Origin of the sequence: Pigmentiphaga sp. NML080357 (assembly GCF_002188465.1) — a bacterium.
Taxonomy (GTDB): domain Bacteria; phylum Pseudomonadota; class Gammaproteobacteria; order Burkholderiales; family Burkholderiaceae_B; genus Pigmentiphaga.
Genome location: NZ_NINW01000037.1, coordinates 307,750 through 321,912 on the forward strand (window position 1 = coordinate 307,750; position 14,163 = coordinate 321,912).

The window sequence follows — 14,163 nt, forward strand, 5'->3', positions numbered from 1 at the left end:
GGTTCTCCTTAGCGCGCCAACCTCAGCCCGGCGTACTGCCAGCGCGAGGCCGGCGCGAAAAAGTTGCGGTAGGTGGCGCGCAGGTGGCTGCGCGGCGTGGCGCACGAGCCGCCCCGAAGCACCATCTGGTTGATCATGAACTTGCCGTTGTATTCGCCCACCGCGCCGGCGGCGGGGCGGAATCCCGGGTAGGGTAGATAGGCGCTCTGCGTCCACTCCCAGACGCCGCCCAAGAACGCGGCCTTGCCCGCGCGCAGCCGCTGCGGATGGAGGAAACCTGCCTCGGCGAAATCGCCATCCCGTCCGCCCTCTTCCTCCAGGGCCAGCAGCGCCGCCCGTTCCCATTCCTGTTCGGTCGGCAAGCGGGCGCCGGCCCAGCGGGCATACGCGTCCGCCTCGTAGTAGCTCAGATGACACACGGGCTCGGCCTCGTCGACCGGACGAAGACCGGAGGTGGTATAGCAATGCCAGCCGCCGTCCTGCCGCATCCAATACAAGGGCATCTCCCACCCATGGCGGCAACGGGCATCCCAGCCGTCGGACAGCCATAGCTCGGGCCGCCGATAACCTCCGTCGTCGACGAAGGCCAGATACTCGCCGTTGGAAACCGGCCTTTGCGCCAGTTCGAACGCTTCGATCCAGACGCGATGACGCGGCGATTCGTTGTCGAACGCAAAGCCCGCGCCGTCGTGCCCGATTTCCGCCAGCCCGGCTTCATAGCGGCGGAACGCGGCCGGCCCGGGGGCGCCGCCCGGCACGCCGCCCGCCACCGGGCGCCAGGCGGGCAGCAGGGGGTTGTGCCAGAAGTGATGCTTGAGATCCGTGGCGATCAGTTCCTGGTGCTGCTGTTCGTGCTGCAGGCCCAGCTCGATCAGGTCGAGCGCCCCGGCCGGCGGGGCGGCTTCGTCCATCCATGTCAGCAGCCGCTCCAGCACCGATTGTTGGTAGGCCAGGACGCGCTCCAGCGATGGGCGGGACAGCAGCCCGCGCTGGCCGCGCGGGTGGCGCTCGCCCACCCCGACGTAGTAGGAGTTGAACAGCTCGCGAAAGGCCGGATCGAAGGGCCGGTACTCGCGCTGCCTCGGTTCGAGCACGAAGGTTTCGAAGAACCATGCGACATGCCCGATGTGCCACTTGACCGGACTCGCCTCGGGCATGGATTGCAGCATGCAGTCCTCGGCGGACAGTCCGGCCAGCAGCGCCAGCGTGGCCTCGCGTACGGAGGCCACGCGCCGCGCCAGCAGGTCCTGGGTGGATGCTCCGTCGCGTGCGTTCATCGCTGGGCCAGGAACACGCCGAACCACGAACGCGGGTCGGTCCACATGTTGCGCACCGAGAATCCGGCAGCGGCCAGCATGCCGTCGAACTGCTCGGGCGTGTACTTGTACGAATGCTCGGTCACGATGGCTTCGCCGGACTCGAACAGGCGGCCGGATGCGCCCCACTGCACCCATTGCCGCTTCTGCGCGCGCAGCCGCATCTCGATCCGGCCATGGACGTCGTCGAAAACGGCCTCGTGGGCGAATTCCGCCGGCTGGAAATCGCTGCCCAGCACGCGGTTGCAGACACGCAGCACATTGCGATTGAAAGCGGCTGTCACACCCAGGTCGTCCGCATAGGCGCGTTCCATCGTCCGGCGGTCCTTGCGCAGATCCGCGCTGATCAGGAGGCTGCCCCGCGGGCCGGCCTCCCGGCATATCGCGGCCATGAATTCGATCGCCCGTTCCGGCGAGAAATTGCCGATCGACGAACCCGGATAGAAAAACACCGGCGGGTTGGCCTGCGGGTCGTCGAGGCTGCCGTGAAGATCGAAGTCACCGGAGAAATCGGCCTCCACGGGGACGCACGAGATCTGGGGGAACTGCCGGCCCAGCGCAGCCACTTCGCGGCGTATCCAGTCGGCGGCGATGTCCACGCCCAGATAGCGGTAGGCATCGACGTGCCCGAGCCAGGCGCGGGACTTCGCGCAGTCCCCGCATCCCAGGTCCACCCATTGGATGCGGGACGGCAGCGCGCGGGCGATGGTGGCCCGATGGGCTTCGAAGATCGCCCGTTCGGTGCGCGTGGGATAGTACTCCTCCAGTTCGCAGATGGCGTTGAACAGCACACAGCCCTGTGCGTCATAGAGAAACTTCGGATCGATGCAAGCCCGTTCGGCCTGCAGTCCGGCGGCCAGCTCCGCCGCCCGGTTGTCGATCGGGACGCCATCGTGGCGGCGCTCCCGCGCCGCGGCGCCCTCCATCGAAAAAGCGCTGTTCGTCCCGGCCATCCTCTGGGGAGGACCTCGGCGTATCGTCGTCAATATCGGCTCCTAGGACAGCGGAAACCATTCCGCCTCGAGCGCCCAGCAAGTCCGGTGCCCGGTTTCTGACCACACGTATCTATACGCCTGCGGCAAGGCATCGACAAGAAAGGATGTAACGCTTGCCTACGGCCTTCGTGCGTCGGAGCGCGAGGCATTTGCACGGAAACCGAAACAAACTATGGCGGCGAGCCCCGTTTTTCCCGGCAAGCGCACCTCATAAGCTGGCGTCTGCCCTGGCGGACCATCCGGGTTCGCCGCGATTCTCAAGGAGTTCTCATGAACATCGCCATCATCGGCGCCACCGGCAATGTAGGCAGCCGCCTCGTCGACGAAGCTCTCTCGCGAGGCCACCGGGTCACCGCCATCGCCCGCCATGCCTCGTCGCTTGCCGCCCGGCCCGGACTCGTCACGCGGAACATCGACCTCGCGGATGGCGCCGCGCTCGCCGCGGCGCTGCGGGGCCACGATGCGGTCCTCAGCGGCGTACGCTTCCAACCGGTACCGCTGGATGCCGTCGTCGCGCCGGTCAAGCAGGCCGGCGTAAGCCGCCTGCTGGTCGTCGGCGGGGCGGGCAGCCTGGAAGTCGCGCCCGGCGCGGCCCTCGTCGACACCCCCGATTTCCCGCCCGAGTACAAGGCCGAAGCGCAGGCCGGCCGCGCCTGGCTGGATGGACTGCGCCGGGAGAAGGACCTGGAATGGACGTTCCTGTCGCCGTCGGCGCTGTTCGTGCCCGGCGAACGCACGGGCAAGTTCCGCCTGGGTGGCGACGCGCTGCTTACGGCGGCCGACGGCCGCAGCTGGATATCGATGGAAGACTTCGCCATCGCCATGCTGGATGAAGTGGAGAATCCCTCGCACGTGCGGCAGCGCTTCACCGTGGGGTACTGAACCGGCGTCGCGACCGGGCAACGGCCGCCGGCGGGCGCCGGCGGGCGCCCGTGGGCGGCGTTACATGTAGCCACGACTGCAACAGACAGAACAAACCGCTGACGGGCGCGGCCCCATACAGTCGAACTACCGCAGTATCGGAGAATGTGTATGAAACGGCTGGCAATGGCGGGACTGCTTGGCACGGCCCTGATCGCCATCAGCGCGACGGCCCACGCCCGGGTCAGCGTCTCTATCGGCATCGGCGTGCCGGGATTCGTGTACGGCCCGCCGCCCGTCTATATCGCCCCCGCGCCGGTGTATGTCGCTCCTCCCCCCGTCATGGTGGTGCCGGGGCCGATCGAATACGTTCCCTACGACCCGTATTGGCGCGAGCGGCGCTGGCGGGAAGAGCGCTGGCGTGAATACCGGCGCTGGGACCACGACCGGCACTATCACGACAGGCATTACCACCGGCGCCGCGACTAACGGCGAAACGGCCCCCTCGGGGGCCGTTTTCTTTGCGCGGACGGCGCGTATATCGCCGCAAATTGACGCAGATCATTGTATCCATGCATGAGCACTGATAACTTAGTGTCGATCACACGTCACCATGCCGGGAGTACGCCCCCTGTCCACGCCCGCCTCCCCGCCTCCCGCCGATCCGCTCCGGCCAAAGTCCGGCGATTGGCTGCAACTGGCCGGTTCGCTCCTGTGGCTGGCCCAGGCCGGCATATTGGCCGCCGCCGTGGAGCGCATGGCCGCGGCCCCTGGCGATGTGACGAGCGGCGTCCTGGCCACCGCGGGTTTCCTCGGCGTGGGCCTGTGCCGATCGGGCCTGGAAGCCTGGGGCACGCGCCTGAGCTTTCGAGCGGCCCGCGCTCGCATCGGGGCATACCGTGCCGGGGCGATCGCCGCCCTGGCCACCGGGTCGCCGCTCGACAAGCGGCGGCCCGCCGCCGGCCATGCCGCCAGCGTGGTGGCTGAACAGGCCGACGCCGCGCTGCCTTATCTGGCGCGCTATCCAGCCGTGCAGTTGAAGGTCGCCATCGTCCCCATCGCCATCCTGGCGGCCGTCGTTCCGCTGTCGTGGATAGCCGGATTGGTCCTGCTGGTTTCGGCCCCCCTCATCCCGATCTTCATGGCGCTGGTAGGCTGGCGCGCCCAGCGCGCGAGTCAGGCGCACCTGGCCGAGATGGGCTCGCTCAACGCTTTCCTGCTCGATCGCCTGCGGGGCCTGGCCACGCTGCGCGCGCTCGGCGCCGTCGAGACCACCACCCGCCGGCTCGCAAACGTCGCGCAAACACTGCGTACGCGTACCATGGCGGTACTTCGTATCGCCTTCCTGTCTTCGGCGGTGCTGGAGCTGTTCGCCGCCATCGGGGTAGCCATGGTCGCCGTCTATGTGGGGTTCCACCTGCTGGGCCAGTTGCCGTTCGGCACGTGGGGCGACGCGCTGACGCTGGGCCAAGGGCTCTTCGTGCTGTTGCTGGCGCCCAGTTTCTTCGACCCCTTGCGCGAGCTTTCGGCGGTCTGGCACGACCGCGCCTCGGGCCGCGCGGCGCTGGACGCGCTGCGGACGCTATCCGCAGCGCCCGTCAAGCTGGTGGGCGCGGCCTCGCCGCTCCCGCGCGACGGCGGAACCCCGCTGCGCCCTGCCCCGGCCGTCGAGATGGCTGGCGTGACGTTCGACCATCCCGCCTCCGGCCAGCCGCTTTTCCGGGCGCTGGATCTGCACGTGGCACCAGGCGAACGGGTGGCCGTAATCGGTCCTAGCGGGTCCGGCAAATCCACCCTGCTCGCACTCGTGGCGGGCCTGCTGCCCGCCCGTTCCGGCCGCATCGCGGTAGGCGGCACGGCGCTCGACGATAGGACCGCGCCGGCGCTGCGCTCGCGCATGGCGTGGATAGGACAACGGCCGCACGTCTTCGCCGGCACGCTGCGCTTCAATGTCGGCCTGGGCCGCTCCGCGGTGGACGCGGGTGCCATCGACGCTGCGCTGGCGGCCGCCACCTTGGAAGGGTTGACCGGCGCGGCGGCCGGCCGCCCGCTCGGGGAGTCGGGGGCCGGCCTGTCGGGCGGGGAATGCCTGCGCCTGGCGATCGCGCGGGCAGCCGCCGACAAAACCTGCGATCTCTGGCTGGCCGACGAGCCCACCGCCCACCTGGACGCCGCTACCGCGCGTGAACTGACGCGGCGGCTGCTGGCGCAAGCGGCGGGCAAGACCTTGATCGTCGCGACCCACGACCCCGAGCTGGCTGCCCGCATGGACCGGGTGATCGACCTGACCGAGCCGGCGCGGGACGAGCGGCCTCTGGTCCGGGAGCAACGGGCATGAAAGGAAGCCATCGCGACCGCGCCGCGGCGCTGGCCGTGCTGCGGCTGTTCTTCGCCCGCCGGGGCCGCCTGCTGACGGGAGGCGCGGCGCTGGCGGCATTGACCGTGATCGCCGGCATGGCCTTGATGGGGCTGTCGGGCTGGTTCATCACCGCTACCGCTCTCGCCGGCCTCGCCGCCGGCACCGCCCTGGCCTTCGACGTCTTCACGCCGGGCGCCGGCATCCGGCTGCTGGCCTTGATCCGGACCGCCGCCCGCTACGGCGAGCGGGTGGTCACCCACGATGCCGCGCTGGCGGTCGTGGCCGCCCTGCGCCCCCGCCTGTTCGCAGGCTGGGCTCGTCCGGATGCGGCCCGCAAGCTGCTGGCGCGCCCGGCTCGCCTGCTGTTCAGGTTGACCGCCGATGCCGATGCACTCGACGGGCTGTATCTGCGGCTGCTGGTTCCGGCGGGCGCCGCCTGTGCGACGATCGCCGTGACGGGAATCGCGCTCGGTGCGATCAGCCTGCCGCTGGGGCTGGGCGTCGCGGCCTGGCTGCTGGCGGCGGGCGTTGCCGCCGGGGCATGGACGGCACGGCGCAGCCGCCGCGCCTCCCGCAAGCGGGTGCACGCCATCGAAGTCCTGCGCGCCGAGACGATCGACCTGGTCTCCGGACAGGCCGAACTCCTGATGGCGGGCCGCCTGGGCGCGCAATGCGAGGCCCTCGCCCGCACGGAAAGCCGGCTCGCCCGGGCGGACGACGCGATCAACCGCGCCGACGCCGAGGGCGCGTTCCTGCAATCGGCCGCGGCCGGAATCGCCATGGCCGCCACGCTGGCCGGCTGCGTCCTGCTGGTCGCCGCCGGCACGATCGGCGCCCCGGGGGCGGCGCTGGCGCTGCTGCTGGTGCTCGCGAGCGCAGAGCCGATGGCGCCGCTGCGCCGGGGAGCGCTGGAGCTGGCCCGTATCATGATCGCCGTCCGGCGGCTGGCGCCGCGGCTGGAGAGCCGGCCCGAGCCGGCCCCTGCGGCCGACGGCGACGACATCCGGCTGCGGGAGGTCACCCTGCGCCACGGCACGCCGGACGCGGCAGTCCCCCCCGTGCTGGACCGGGTATCGCTAACGATACGCGCAGGCGAACGGGTAGCGCTCATCGGCCCCAGCGGAGCCGGCAAATCGACGCTGCTGGCGCTCATCGCGGGAGAACGCGCGCCGACCGCTGGCCGGATCGCGGCGCCGCCCGCCTGCCTGCTGACACAGCGCACGGAACTCTTCCAGGACAGCGTGCGCGACAACCTGCGCCTGGCCTGTCCGGACGCCGACGACGAGGCCTTGTGGGCAGCGCTGCGCGCCGCGGGGCTGGCCCAGGCCATCGCCGCGCTGCCCACAGGCCTCGATACCCTCCTTGGCGAGAACGGGCTCGGCCTGTCCGGCGGACAGGCGAGACGGCTGGCGCTCGCGCGGCTGTTCCTGCGCCCCACGCGGCTCTGGCTGCTGGACGAGCCCAGCGAGGGCCTGGACGCGGCGACCGCGCGCGATGTGCTCGCGCGGCTGGCCGAACAGGCGCGCGACCGCACCGTGGTCGTCGCCACCCACATCCGGCGGGAGGCCGCGCTGGCGGACCGCCTCATCGTATTAAGCGGCGCAACCGTGGTCGGCGACCTGCCGCGCGGCACGCCCGCCTTCGACTATCAACTCCATACCCTGCGCCCGGACTGAGGAGGAATCGGCCACCATGGACCTCGACATCGTTTCGCTATCGCGCCTGCAGTTCGCGTTGACGGCGCTCTATCACTTCCTCTTCGTCCCGCTCACTCTCGGGCTGTCCGTGGTCATCGCCATCATGGAGACGGTGTACGTGATGACGGGCCGCAAGATCTGGCGCCAGATGACCAAATTCTGGGGCACGCTGTTCGGCATCAATTTCGTGCTCGGCGTCGCCACGGGCCTGGTCATGGAATTCCAGTTCGGCATGAACTGGAGCTACTACAGCCACTACGTCGGCGACATCTTCGGCGCGCCGCTCGCCCTGGAAGGGTTGATGGCGTTCTTCCTGGAGGCCACCTTCGTCGGGCTGTTCTTCTTCGGCTGGAACAAACTCTCGCGCGTCGGCCACCTGGTGGCGACCTGGTGCGTGGCGCTGGGTTCGAACTTCTCCGCGCTGTGGATACTGATCGCCAACGGCTGGATGCAGAATCCCGTCGGCTCGGCCTTCAACCCCGAAACCATGCGGATGGAAATCACCGACTTCTTCGCGGTGCTGACCAATCCCGTGGCGCAGGCCAAGTTCGTCCACACCGTGTCCGCGGGCTATGTCACCGCCTCGGTGTTCGTGCTCGGCGTTTCAGCCTGGTACCTGCTCAAGGGCCGCCACATCGACGTCGCCAAGCGGTCGATGACGGTGGCCGCCTCGTTCGGCCTCGCCTCGGCGCTGTCGGTGGTAGTCCTGGGCGACGAAAGCGGCTATCTGTCGACCGAGCACCAGAAGATGAAACTCGCCGCGATCGAGGGGATGTGGGAGACCGAGCCGGCGCCCGCGCCGTTCACCATCGTCGGCATCCCGGACCAGAAAGCGCGCGAAACCCACTACGCCGTGCGCATCCCGGCGGTCATGGGCCTGATCGGCACGCGCTCGCTCACCACCGAGATCCCCGGCATCGACACGCTGGTGGAACATGCCAAGGAGCGGATACGCAGCGGCATCGTGGCTTTCGACGCCCTGCAACGCATACGGGCGTCGGGCAGCTCCACAGCCGTCGCCGCGGCCGACCGCGACGCCCTCGAGGAGCACGGCCGCGACCTCGGCTACGCGCTGCTGCTCAAGCGCTACGTGGACGACCCGCGCCAGGCGACGCCGCAGCAGATCGACCAGGCGGCCGAGGATACCGTCCCCATGGTCCTGCCGCTGTTCTGGGCGTTCCGCATCATGGTCGCGCTGGGCTTCTTCTTCATCCTCTTGATGGCGACGTTCTTCGTGCTGTCCGCGCGGCGCCGGCTCGATGCCCATCGCTGGCTGCTCAAGGTCGCGGTCTATTCCATCCCGCTGCCCTGGATCGCCGCGGAGCTGGGCTGGTTCGTGGCCGAATTCGGCCGGCAGCCTTGGATCATCGAAGGCGTGCTGCCCACCGCGGCCGCGGTTTCCGATCTCGGGGCCGGCACGGTGCTACTCACGATTCTCGGCTTCACCGCGCTCTACACGGTGCTCTTCATCGTCGAAATGGGCCTCATGCTGCGCGCCATCCGCAAGGGCGTCGAACCGGACCCGGACCCGGAAGTCCGGCTCGTGGCGCCGCACCTGTCCCAACGCCTTACCGCCCAGGAGTAAGCCATGATTCTGCATACCCTCATCGATTACGACGTACTGCGGATGATCTGGTGGGCCTTGCTGGCCATCCTGCTGATCGCCTTCGCGCTGACGGACGGCTTCGACCTGGGCACCGGCATGCTGTTGCCGTTCGTCGGCCGCACCGACATCGAACGCCGGGTGGTGATCAACACCATCGGTCCCGTATGGGAAGGCAACCAGGTGTGGCTGATCCTGGGTGGCGGCGCGATCTTCGCGGCCTGGCCGCCGTTGTACGCGGTGTCGTTCTCGGGCTTCTACCTGGCGATGTTCGCCATCTTGTTCGCGCTGATCCTGCGGCCGGTAGGGTTCAAGTACCGCAGCAAGCGCGAAAGCGTCCGCTGGCGCGCGTCCTGGGACTGGGCGCTGTTCATCGGCGGCCTGGTGCCGTCGCTGATCTTCGGCGTGGCGGTGGGCAACGTGCTGCTGGGCGTGCCGTTCCGCCTCGACAGCGACCTGCGCATTTTCTATGACGGCACCTTCTTCGGGCTGCTGTCGCCGTTCGCCCTGCTGTGCGGCCTGGTGTCGGTCGCCATGCTGGCCATGCAGGGCGCGGCCTGGCTGGTGCTCAAGACCCGCGGCACGGTGGCCGACCGGGCCCGCGCGTACGGCAGCGTGGCGGCGCTGGCCACCCTGCTGCTGTTCGCCCTCGGAGGCCTCGCGTTGTGGAACTGGGTCGACGGCTACCGCATCACCAGCGCCATCGATACGGCGGGGCCGTCCAACCCGCTGCGCAAGACGGCCGAAATCGCGGCCGGGGCATGGTTCGGCAACTACAGGAACCACCCCTGGCTCGCGCTGGCGCCCGCGGCGGGTCTGGCGGGCGCGGCGCTGGCCCTGCTCTTCCTGCGCCTGCGCAGCGAGGTGGCGGCATTGCTTGCGAGCTCGCTGTCCATCCTGGGCATCATCGTCACCGTGGGGGTCACCCTATTCCCGTTCCTGCTGCCCTCGTCCATCGACCCTCGCGCCAGCCTCACGCTCTGGGACGCCTCGTCCAGCCACCTGACGCTGTTCATTATGCTGGTCGCCGCCGTCATTTTCGTCCCGCTCATCGTTGCCTATACCTCGTGGGTCTACCGGGTCCTGTGGGGCAAGGTCGACGAAACGTCCGTCAACGATCCCGGCAACCACGCCTATTGAACCTGGGAGGAACGAGCATGTGGTACTTTTCCTGGATATTGGGGCTAGGCCTGGCCGCGGCTTTCGCCGTCCTGAATGCGATGTGGTATGAGCTAATGGAGGAAGGCCCCTCCCTTCGCGCTGGCGCGCGCCCCCCAGGGGGCGGTGCCGGCGGACTGGCGGAGCCAGATCCGCCGCATTCCGGGGTACGGCGCGGCTGACGTCGTGCGGCGTTTTTTTGCCGCCCGGTGGCAGGCGGAAGGTGGCACGCCGTGCGCGGCCAGCCTGGTAGCGCTCCGGGATCATGCGGTAGCGGCTCGGTGCGCTGAGGAGCGGCGAATAGGCAGCTCGAGGAATGGCAGCATGACGACCTGGGACCAACGGTTTTCTCAACCTGGATACAAGTACGGAACGGAGCCCAACCGGTTTCTGGTGGAGCAGGAATCCCGCCTGCCTCCCGGCAGCCGGGTGCTCCTGCCGGGCGACGGCGAAGGACGCAACAGTGTCTGGCTGGCCGAACGGGGCCACCAGGTACTGGCAGTGGACAACTCGCAGGTCGGACTCGACAAGGCGCTGGCGCTGGCATCCACGCGGGGCGTCACCATCACCACCCTCAACGTCGACCTGGCTGCCTGGACGCCGCCCGCGGCTACCTGTTCCGGGGTAGTCCTGATCTACGTCCATCTGCCGGGCGCGATCCGCACCGAGGCTCACCGCCGCCTGGCGCGCTCGCTGGCGCCGGGCGGATGGCTGATCCTGGAATCCTTCCATCCGCGCCAGCTCGGCTACCAGAGCGGCGGGCCGCGCGACGCCGACATGCTGTGCGACCTTGCCGGCGTACGCGCCGATTTCTCCCCGTTGCTCGAAGAAGTCCTCGCCTGGGAGGGCGAGGTCGTGCTGGACGAGGGCGAAGGCCACCGGGGACCGGCCTTCGTCACCCGCTACGTGGGCCGGATGCCCGCGGCGTGACGCCCCGCCGTCCGGCGGACGGCTCGAGCATGGCCGCCATTTATTTTTAGAACAAAAATCATTACTATTTGCCTTTTCCCTAATCAAGAGAACACCGATGGCGACCTCGGCAATGCGCATCTGGGGCTGGCCGCTCGCCCTGGGCGTGCTCACCGCCACCGGCCTCCTCAGCGCGCTCGTCTCCGACACCTGGGGCGACGCCTGGTCCTGGGTCGGCCTTGGCATACCCGTTCTGGCGATGATCTGGTTCGGCCTGCGGCGCCAGCCCGACCGGGCCAGGTTCCACGCGTCGACAAGGAAACGGGCGTGAAATCCGTGGTGCCCGTTGCCGCCCTCCCCGCGCCGGCATGCCTGGCCGGGCCGCGCACCATTTCCATTCCGGCCACCATGGATTGCTGAACCCATGTCCAACGCCCGCTCCCTCAAGACCTGGTCCTGGCTGCACAAGTGGAGCAGCCTCATCTGCACGGTGTTCATGCTGCTGCTGTGCCTGACCGGGCTGCCGTTGATCTTCCACCATGAAATCGGCCACCTGCTGGGCACCGAGGTCGAGGCCCCGGACCTGGCCGACGACGGCGCGCGGGTAAGCCTGGACCGCGTGCTCGAAGTGGCGCATGCGCGCCACCCCGACCGCGTGATCCAGTTCGTCTCGCAGGACGAGGAGGACGACCGCATCTGGTTCGTCACCCTCACGCCCACGCCGGCCCCCACCGACGATTTCCGCTCCGTGGCGGTCGATGCGCGCACCGGCCAGGTGCTCGCCGAGCCCCGCTTCGACCAGGGCTTCATGTACGTCATGCTCAAGCTGCACGTGGACCTGTTCGCGGGCCTGGCGGGCAAGCTGTTCCTGGGCCTCATGGGCTTGCTGCTGCTGGTGGCCATCGTCACCGGGGCGGTGCTGTACGGGCCGTTCACCAAGAAGCTGGAATTCGGCGATGTGCGCCGGCACCGGACGGCACGCGTGAAATGGCTGGACCTGCACAACCTCCTGGGCATCGTCACGCTGGTCTGGGCTTTCGTCGTGGGTGGCACCGGCATGATCAACACCTGGGCCGACCTGCTGATCAAATACTGGCAGTACGACCAGCTCAGCGCGCTGCTGGCGCCCTACCAGGGCCAGCCGATCACCCCGCCGGCAGAGCGGGCCTCGCTGCAGCGCTCGATGGAAACCGCCATGGCGGCGGCGCCCCAGACCCGGTTGTCCTTCATTGCCTTTCCCGGCACGGCTTTCTCCAGCCCCCACCACCACACGTTCTTCCTGGCGGGCAACGAGCCGCTGACTTCCAAGCTGCTGCAGCCGATCCTGGTCGATGCCAAGACCGCCGAAATCACCGCCGCTCCCAAGCTGCCGTGGTACCTGACGGCGCTCCTGGTTTCCCAGCCGCTGCATTTCGGCGACTACGGCGGCATGCCGATGAAGATCCTCTGGGCGCTTCTGGACATCGCCACCATCATCGTGCTGGGCAGCGGGCTTTACCTGTGGCTGAAGCGGCGGCATCCGGCCGCCGCCAAGGCTTCTTCGCGCGCCGGCACACGGCCGGCGGCGGCTTCCATGCCGGCGCCCGCGGGTGTCCCGGTCCAGTCGCCAGCGCGCACGGCCACGAGCCAGCCACCGCAATGATGGCGGGCGGCGCGGCCCCGAACGGCCGCGCCGACTGCAGCCACGGAGGATGAAGGCAGGGCTCTCGCGAATCGCCGGCGATCCGCTATAGTAGCCCCACCCAGCCTGGTTGCCGTGCGTGCATGTCACACCCCGCCCCCTCCACAGACGCCCCCCTGGCGATCTCGCCCGACATCTATTCATTTTCCGACCTGTCCTCGAGGCCGGCTTCCGTGCAGCAGGCGTATGCCCACGTCCGCAACGGCATCCTGTCGGGCCGCTATCCCGAGGGAGCCCGCATCACGGAAAAGGAAGTCGCCGAAGCGCTGGGGCTGTCGCGCACCCCGGTGCGCGAGGGCATCCGGCTGCTGGTGGCCGACGGCTTTCTCGTGCTGCGCCCCAATGCCGGGGCAACTGTGCGGGTCTGGTCCGCGCCCGAGATACGCGAGATCTACGCCGCGCGCATCCTGGTCGAATCGGAGCTGGCGGCCTTGGCCGCCGAGCGCATGGACGCGCGGACGCTCGAAGAATTGCGCGAGATCCAGGACGAAATGGAGTCCCGCGGACCGGACGTGAGCCCGGTCAACCTGGATCGGATCAGCACGCTGAACCGGCGCTTCCATGCCCTGATCTACGATGCGGCCGGCAATTCCCGCCTGCTCGGCATGCGCGCGAAGGCCGTCGAGATCAAGGTCATCCTGGGCACCCGGCGCAGCTATGACCGGGAACGCCTGGCGCGCACGTTCCAGCACCATCGCGAACTCATCGACGCATTCACCGCCCGCGATCCGGCCTGGGCGCGTGCCGTCATGCATTGCCACCTGCGGTCCGCGCAGTTCGCGCTGCTCGAACATCCCCACGCCGCCCAGGATTGACGTGGCGGCGCGCGCCGCGTCAGTAATGCGACAGCAGCCGGCCCAGCCCCTGGATCTTGTCGGGGATGCCGACCTGGCGCAAGGCATGCCAATAAGTGGCGGCATTGATCGCGATCACCGGCTTGTCCAGATAGAGTTCGGCCGCCGCGGCCAGCCTGACCATGGACAGGTTGGTGCCGACCTGCACGATGGCGTCCACGTCGTCGCCGTCGAGTTCGCGTATTGCCGCGCGGCACATCTGATCGGTCGTGTGCGCGATCAGGACCGGACTGGGGCGGCGCAGGCAGATATCGCGCACCACGGTGAAGCCGCAATCCTCGAAGAAGCGCCGCACCTCGGCGTTGGCCACCGGGAAGTACGGCGACAGGAAGGCCAGCCGCTTGACGCCGTAGGCGTGCAGCGCCGCCTCCAGCGCGAACGAGCCGCAGCTAACTTCGACGCCGGCGCGCTCGCGTATGCCGCGCAGGTATTCCTCCGCTCCCTTGCGGCCGTTCCAGAAGGTCACGGCCGACATCCCCATGACCAGGTATTGCATCTCGCAGCTCTTGAGAACCTCCGCCGCGTGCATGGTGTTGGATGAAAACGCTTGGACCAGACGCAGGAAGTCGTCATTGTCGTCCACCTTCATGTCGGGGATCTCGATGCGGCTGTAGTGATTGGTGACCCCGACCGGCCGCATGTCATCGAAATCCGGCTGCACGATGGTATTCGTGGAAGGCCCCAGTACTCCGAATTTCATCCGATAACCCAGGTGGTCCATGTTGGACTC

The 14,163-nt window shown here is 68.7% G+C and carries 13 protein-coding genes and 1 pseudogene; 11 read left to right on the top strand and 3 right to left on the bottom strand.

Annotated features, from left to right (window positions below):
* Positions 1-8: 8 nt before the first annotated feature.
* Together egtB and egtD are read right to left on the bottom strand one after the other, a co-directional pair.
* Positions 9-1,277 carry an ergothioneine biosynthesis protein EgtB gene (gene egtB, locus CDO44_RS16540; RefSeq protein ID WP_087781359.1) on the bottom strand — a complete coding sequence of 423 codons (1,269 nt, stop codon included), beginning with the start codon at positions 1,275-1,277 and terminating at the stop codon, positions 9-11.
* Complete coding sequence (egtD, locus tag CDO44_RS16545) at positions 1,274-2,269, bottom strand: L-histidine N(alpha)-methyltransferase (RefSeq protein ID WP_087781360.1); 996 nt, start codon at positions 2,267-2,269, stop codon at positions 1,274-1,276. Before egtD ends, egtB begins: the two co-directional genes overlap by 4 nt.
* Before the next feature lie 312 nt (positions 2,270-2,581).
* On the opposite strand from egtD, the gene CDO44_RS16550 reads away from it, so the two are divergent.
* The 11 genes and pseudogenes from CDO44_RS16550 (at position 2,582) to CDO44_RS16600 (ending at position 13,394) form a co-directional block, all read left to right on the top strand.
* Positions 2,582-3,193: an NAD(P)-dependent oxidoreductase gene (locus tag CDO44_RS16550; protein WP_087781361.1), complete on the top strand. Its 612-nt coding sequence runs from the start codon at positions 2,582-2,584 to the stop codon at positions 3,191-3,193.
* A 150-nt stretch (positions 3,194-3,343) separates the two neighbouring features.
* Positions 3,344-3,661, top strand: a complete 318-nt coding sequence (locus tag CDO44_RS16555) for a hypothetical protein (protein WP_087781362.1) — start codon at positions 3,344-3,346, stop codon at positions 3,659-3,661.
* A 124-nt stretch (positions 3,662-3,785) separates the two neighbouring features.
* The gene (gene cydD / locus CDO44_RS16560) at positions 3,786-5,510 is read left to right on the top strand and encodes a thiol reductant ABC exporter subunit CydD (RefSeq protein ID WP_198951374.1); all 1,725 of its coding nucleotides are present in this window, start codon (positions 3,786-3,788) and stop codon (positions 5,508-5,510) included.
* On the top strand, positions 5,507-7,207 hold the full coding sequence (cydC, locus tag CDO44_RS16565) for a thiol reductant ABC exporter subunit CydC (protein WP_087781363.1): 1,701 nt from the start codon (positions 5,507-5,509) through the stop codon (positions 7,205-7,207). The genes cydD and cydC overlap by 4 nt, the downstream gene beginning before the upstream one ends.
* 16 nt (positions 7,208-7,223) lie before the next feature.
* Positions 7,224-8,813: a cytochrome ubiquinol oxidase subunit I gene (locus CDO44_RS16570; protein WP_087781364.1), complete on the top strand. Its 1,590-nt coding sequence runs from the start codon at positions 7,224-7,226 to the stop codon at positions 8,811-8,813.
* Positions 8,814-8,816: 3 nt separating this feature from the next.
* Positions 8,817-9,971 carry a cytochrome d ubiquinol oxidase subunit II gene (gene cydB / locus CDO44_RS16575; protein WP_087781365.1) on the top strand — a complete coding sequence of 385 codons (1,155 nt, stop codon included), beginning with the start codon at positions 8,817-8,819 and terminating at the stop codon, positions 9,969-9,971.
* Between the two features lie 17 nt (positions 9,972-9,988).
* Positions 9,989-10,075: pseudogene (gene cydX / locus CDO44_RS28125) on the top strand (cytochrome bd-I oxidase subunit CydX); the annotation flags it as partial.
* Positions 10,076-10,313: 238 nt separating this feature from the next.
* Complete coding sequence (locus CDO44_RS16585) at positions 10,314-10,919, top strand: bifunctional 2-polyprenyl-6-hydroxyphenol methylase/3-demethylubiquinol 3-O-methyltransferase UbiG (protein ID WP_087781367.1); 606 nt, start codon at positions 10,314-10,316, stop codon at positions 10,917-10,919.
* A gap of 97 nt (positions 10,920-11,016) precedes the next feature.
* Positions 11,017-11,229 carry a hypothetical protein gene (locus tag CDO44_RS16590; protein ID WP_087781368.1) on the top strand — a complete coding sequence of 71 codons (213 nt, stop codon included), beginning with the start codon at positions 11,017-11,019 and terminating at the stop codon, positions 11,227-11,229.
* A 93-nt stretch (positions 11,230-11,322) separates the two neighbouring features.
* The gene (locus tag CDO44_RS16595) at positions 11,323-12,540 is read left to right on the top strand and encodes a PepSY domain-containing protein (RefSeq protein WP_087781369.1); all 1,218 of its coding nucleotides are present in this window, start codon (positions 11,323-11,325) and stop codon (positions 12,538-12,540) included.
* A gap of 122 nt (positions 12,541-12,662) precedes the next feature.
* Positions 12,663-13,394 (top strand): GntR family transcriptional regulator, encoded by a 732-nt coding sequence (locus CDO44_RS16600; RefSeq protein WP_087781370.1) that lies wholly within the window; start codon positions 12,663-12,665, stop codon positions 13,392-13,394.
* A 19-nt stretch (positions 13,395-13,413) separates the two neighbouring features.
* Here the strand turns inward: CDO44_RS16600 and CDO44_RS16605 are convergent, their stop codons facing one another.
* Positions 13,414-14,154 (bottom strand): arylmalonate decarboxylase, encoded by a 741-nt coding sequence (locus CDO44_RS16605; protein WP_087781371.1) that lies wholly within the window; start codon positions 14,152-14,154, stop codon positions 13,414-13,416.
* Positions 14,155-14,163: the final 9 nt, after the last annotated feature.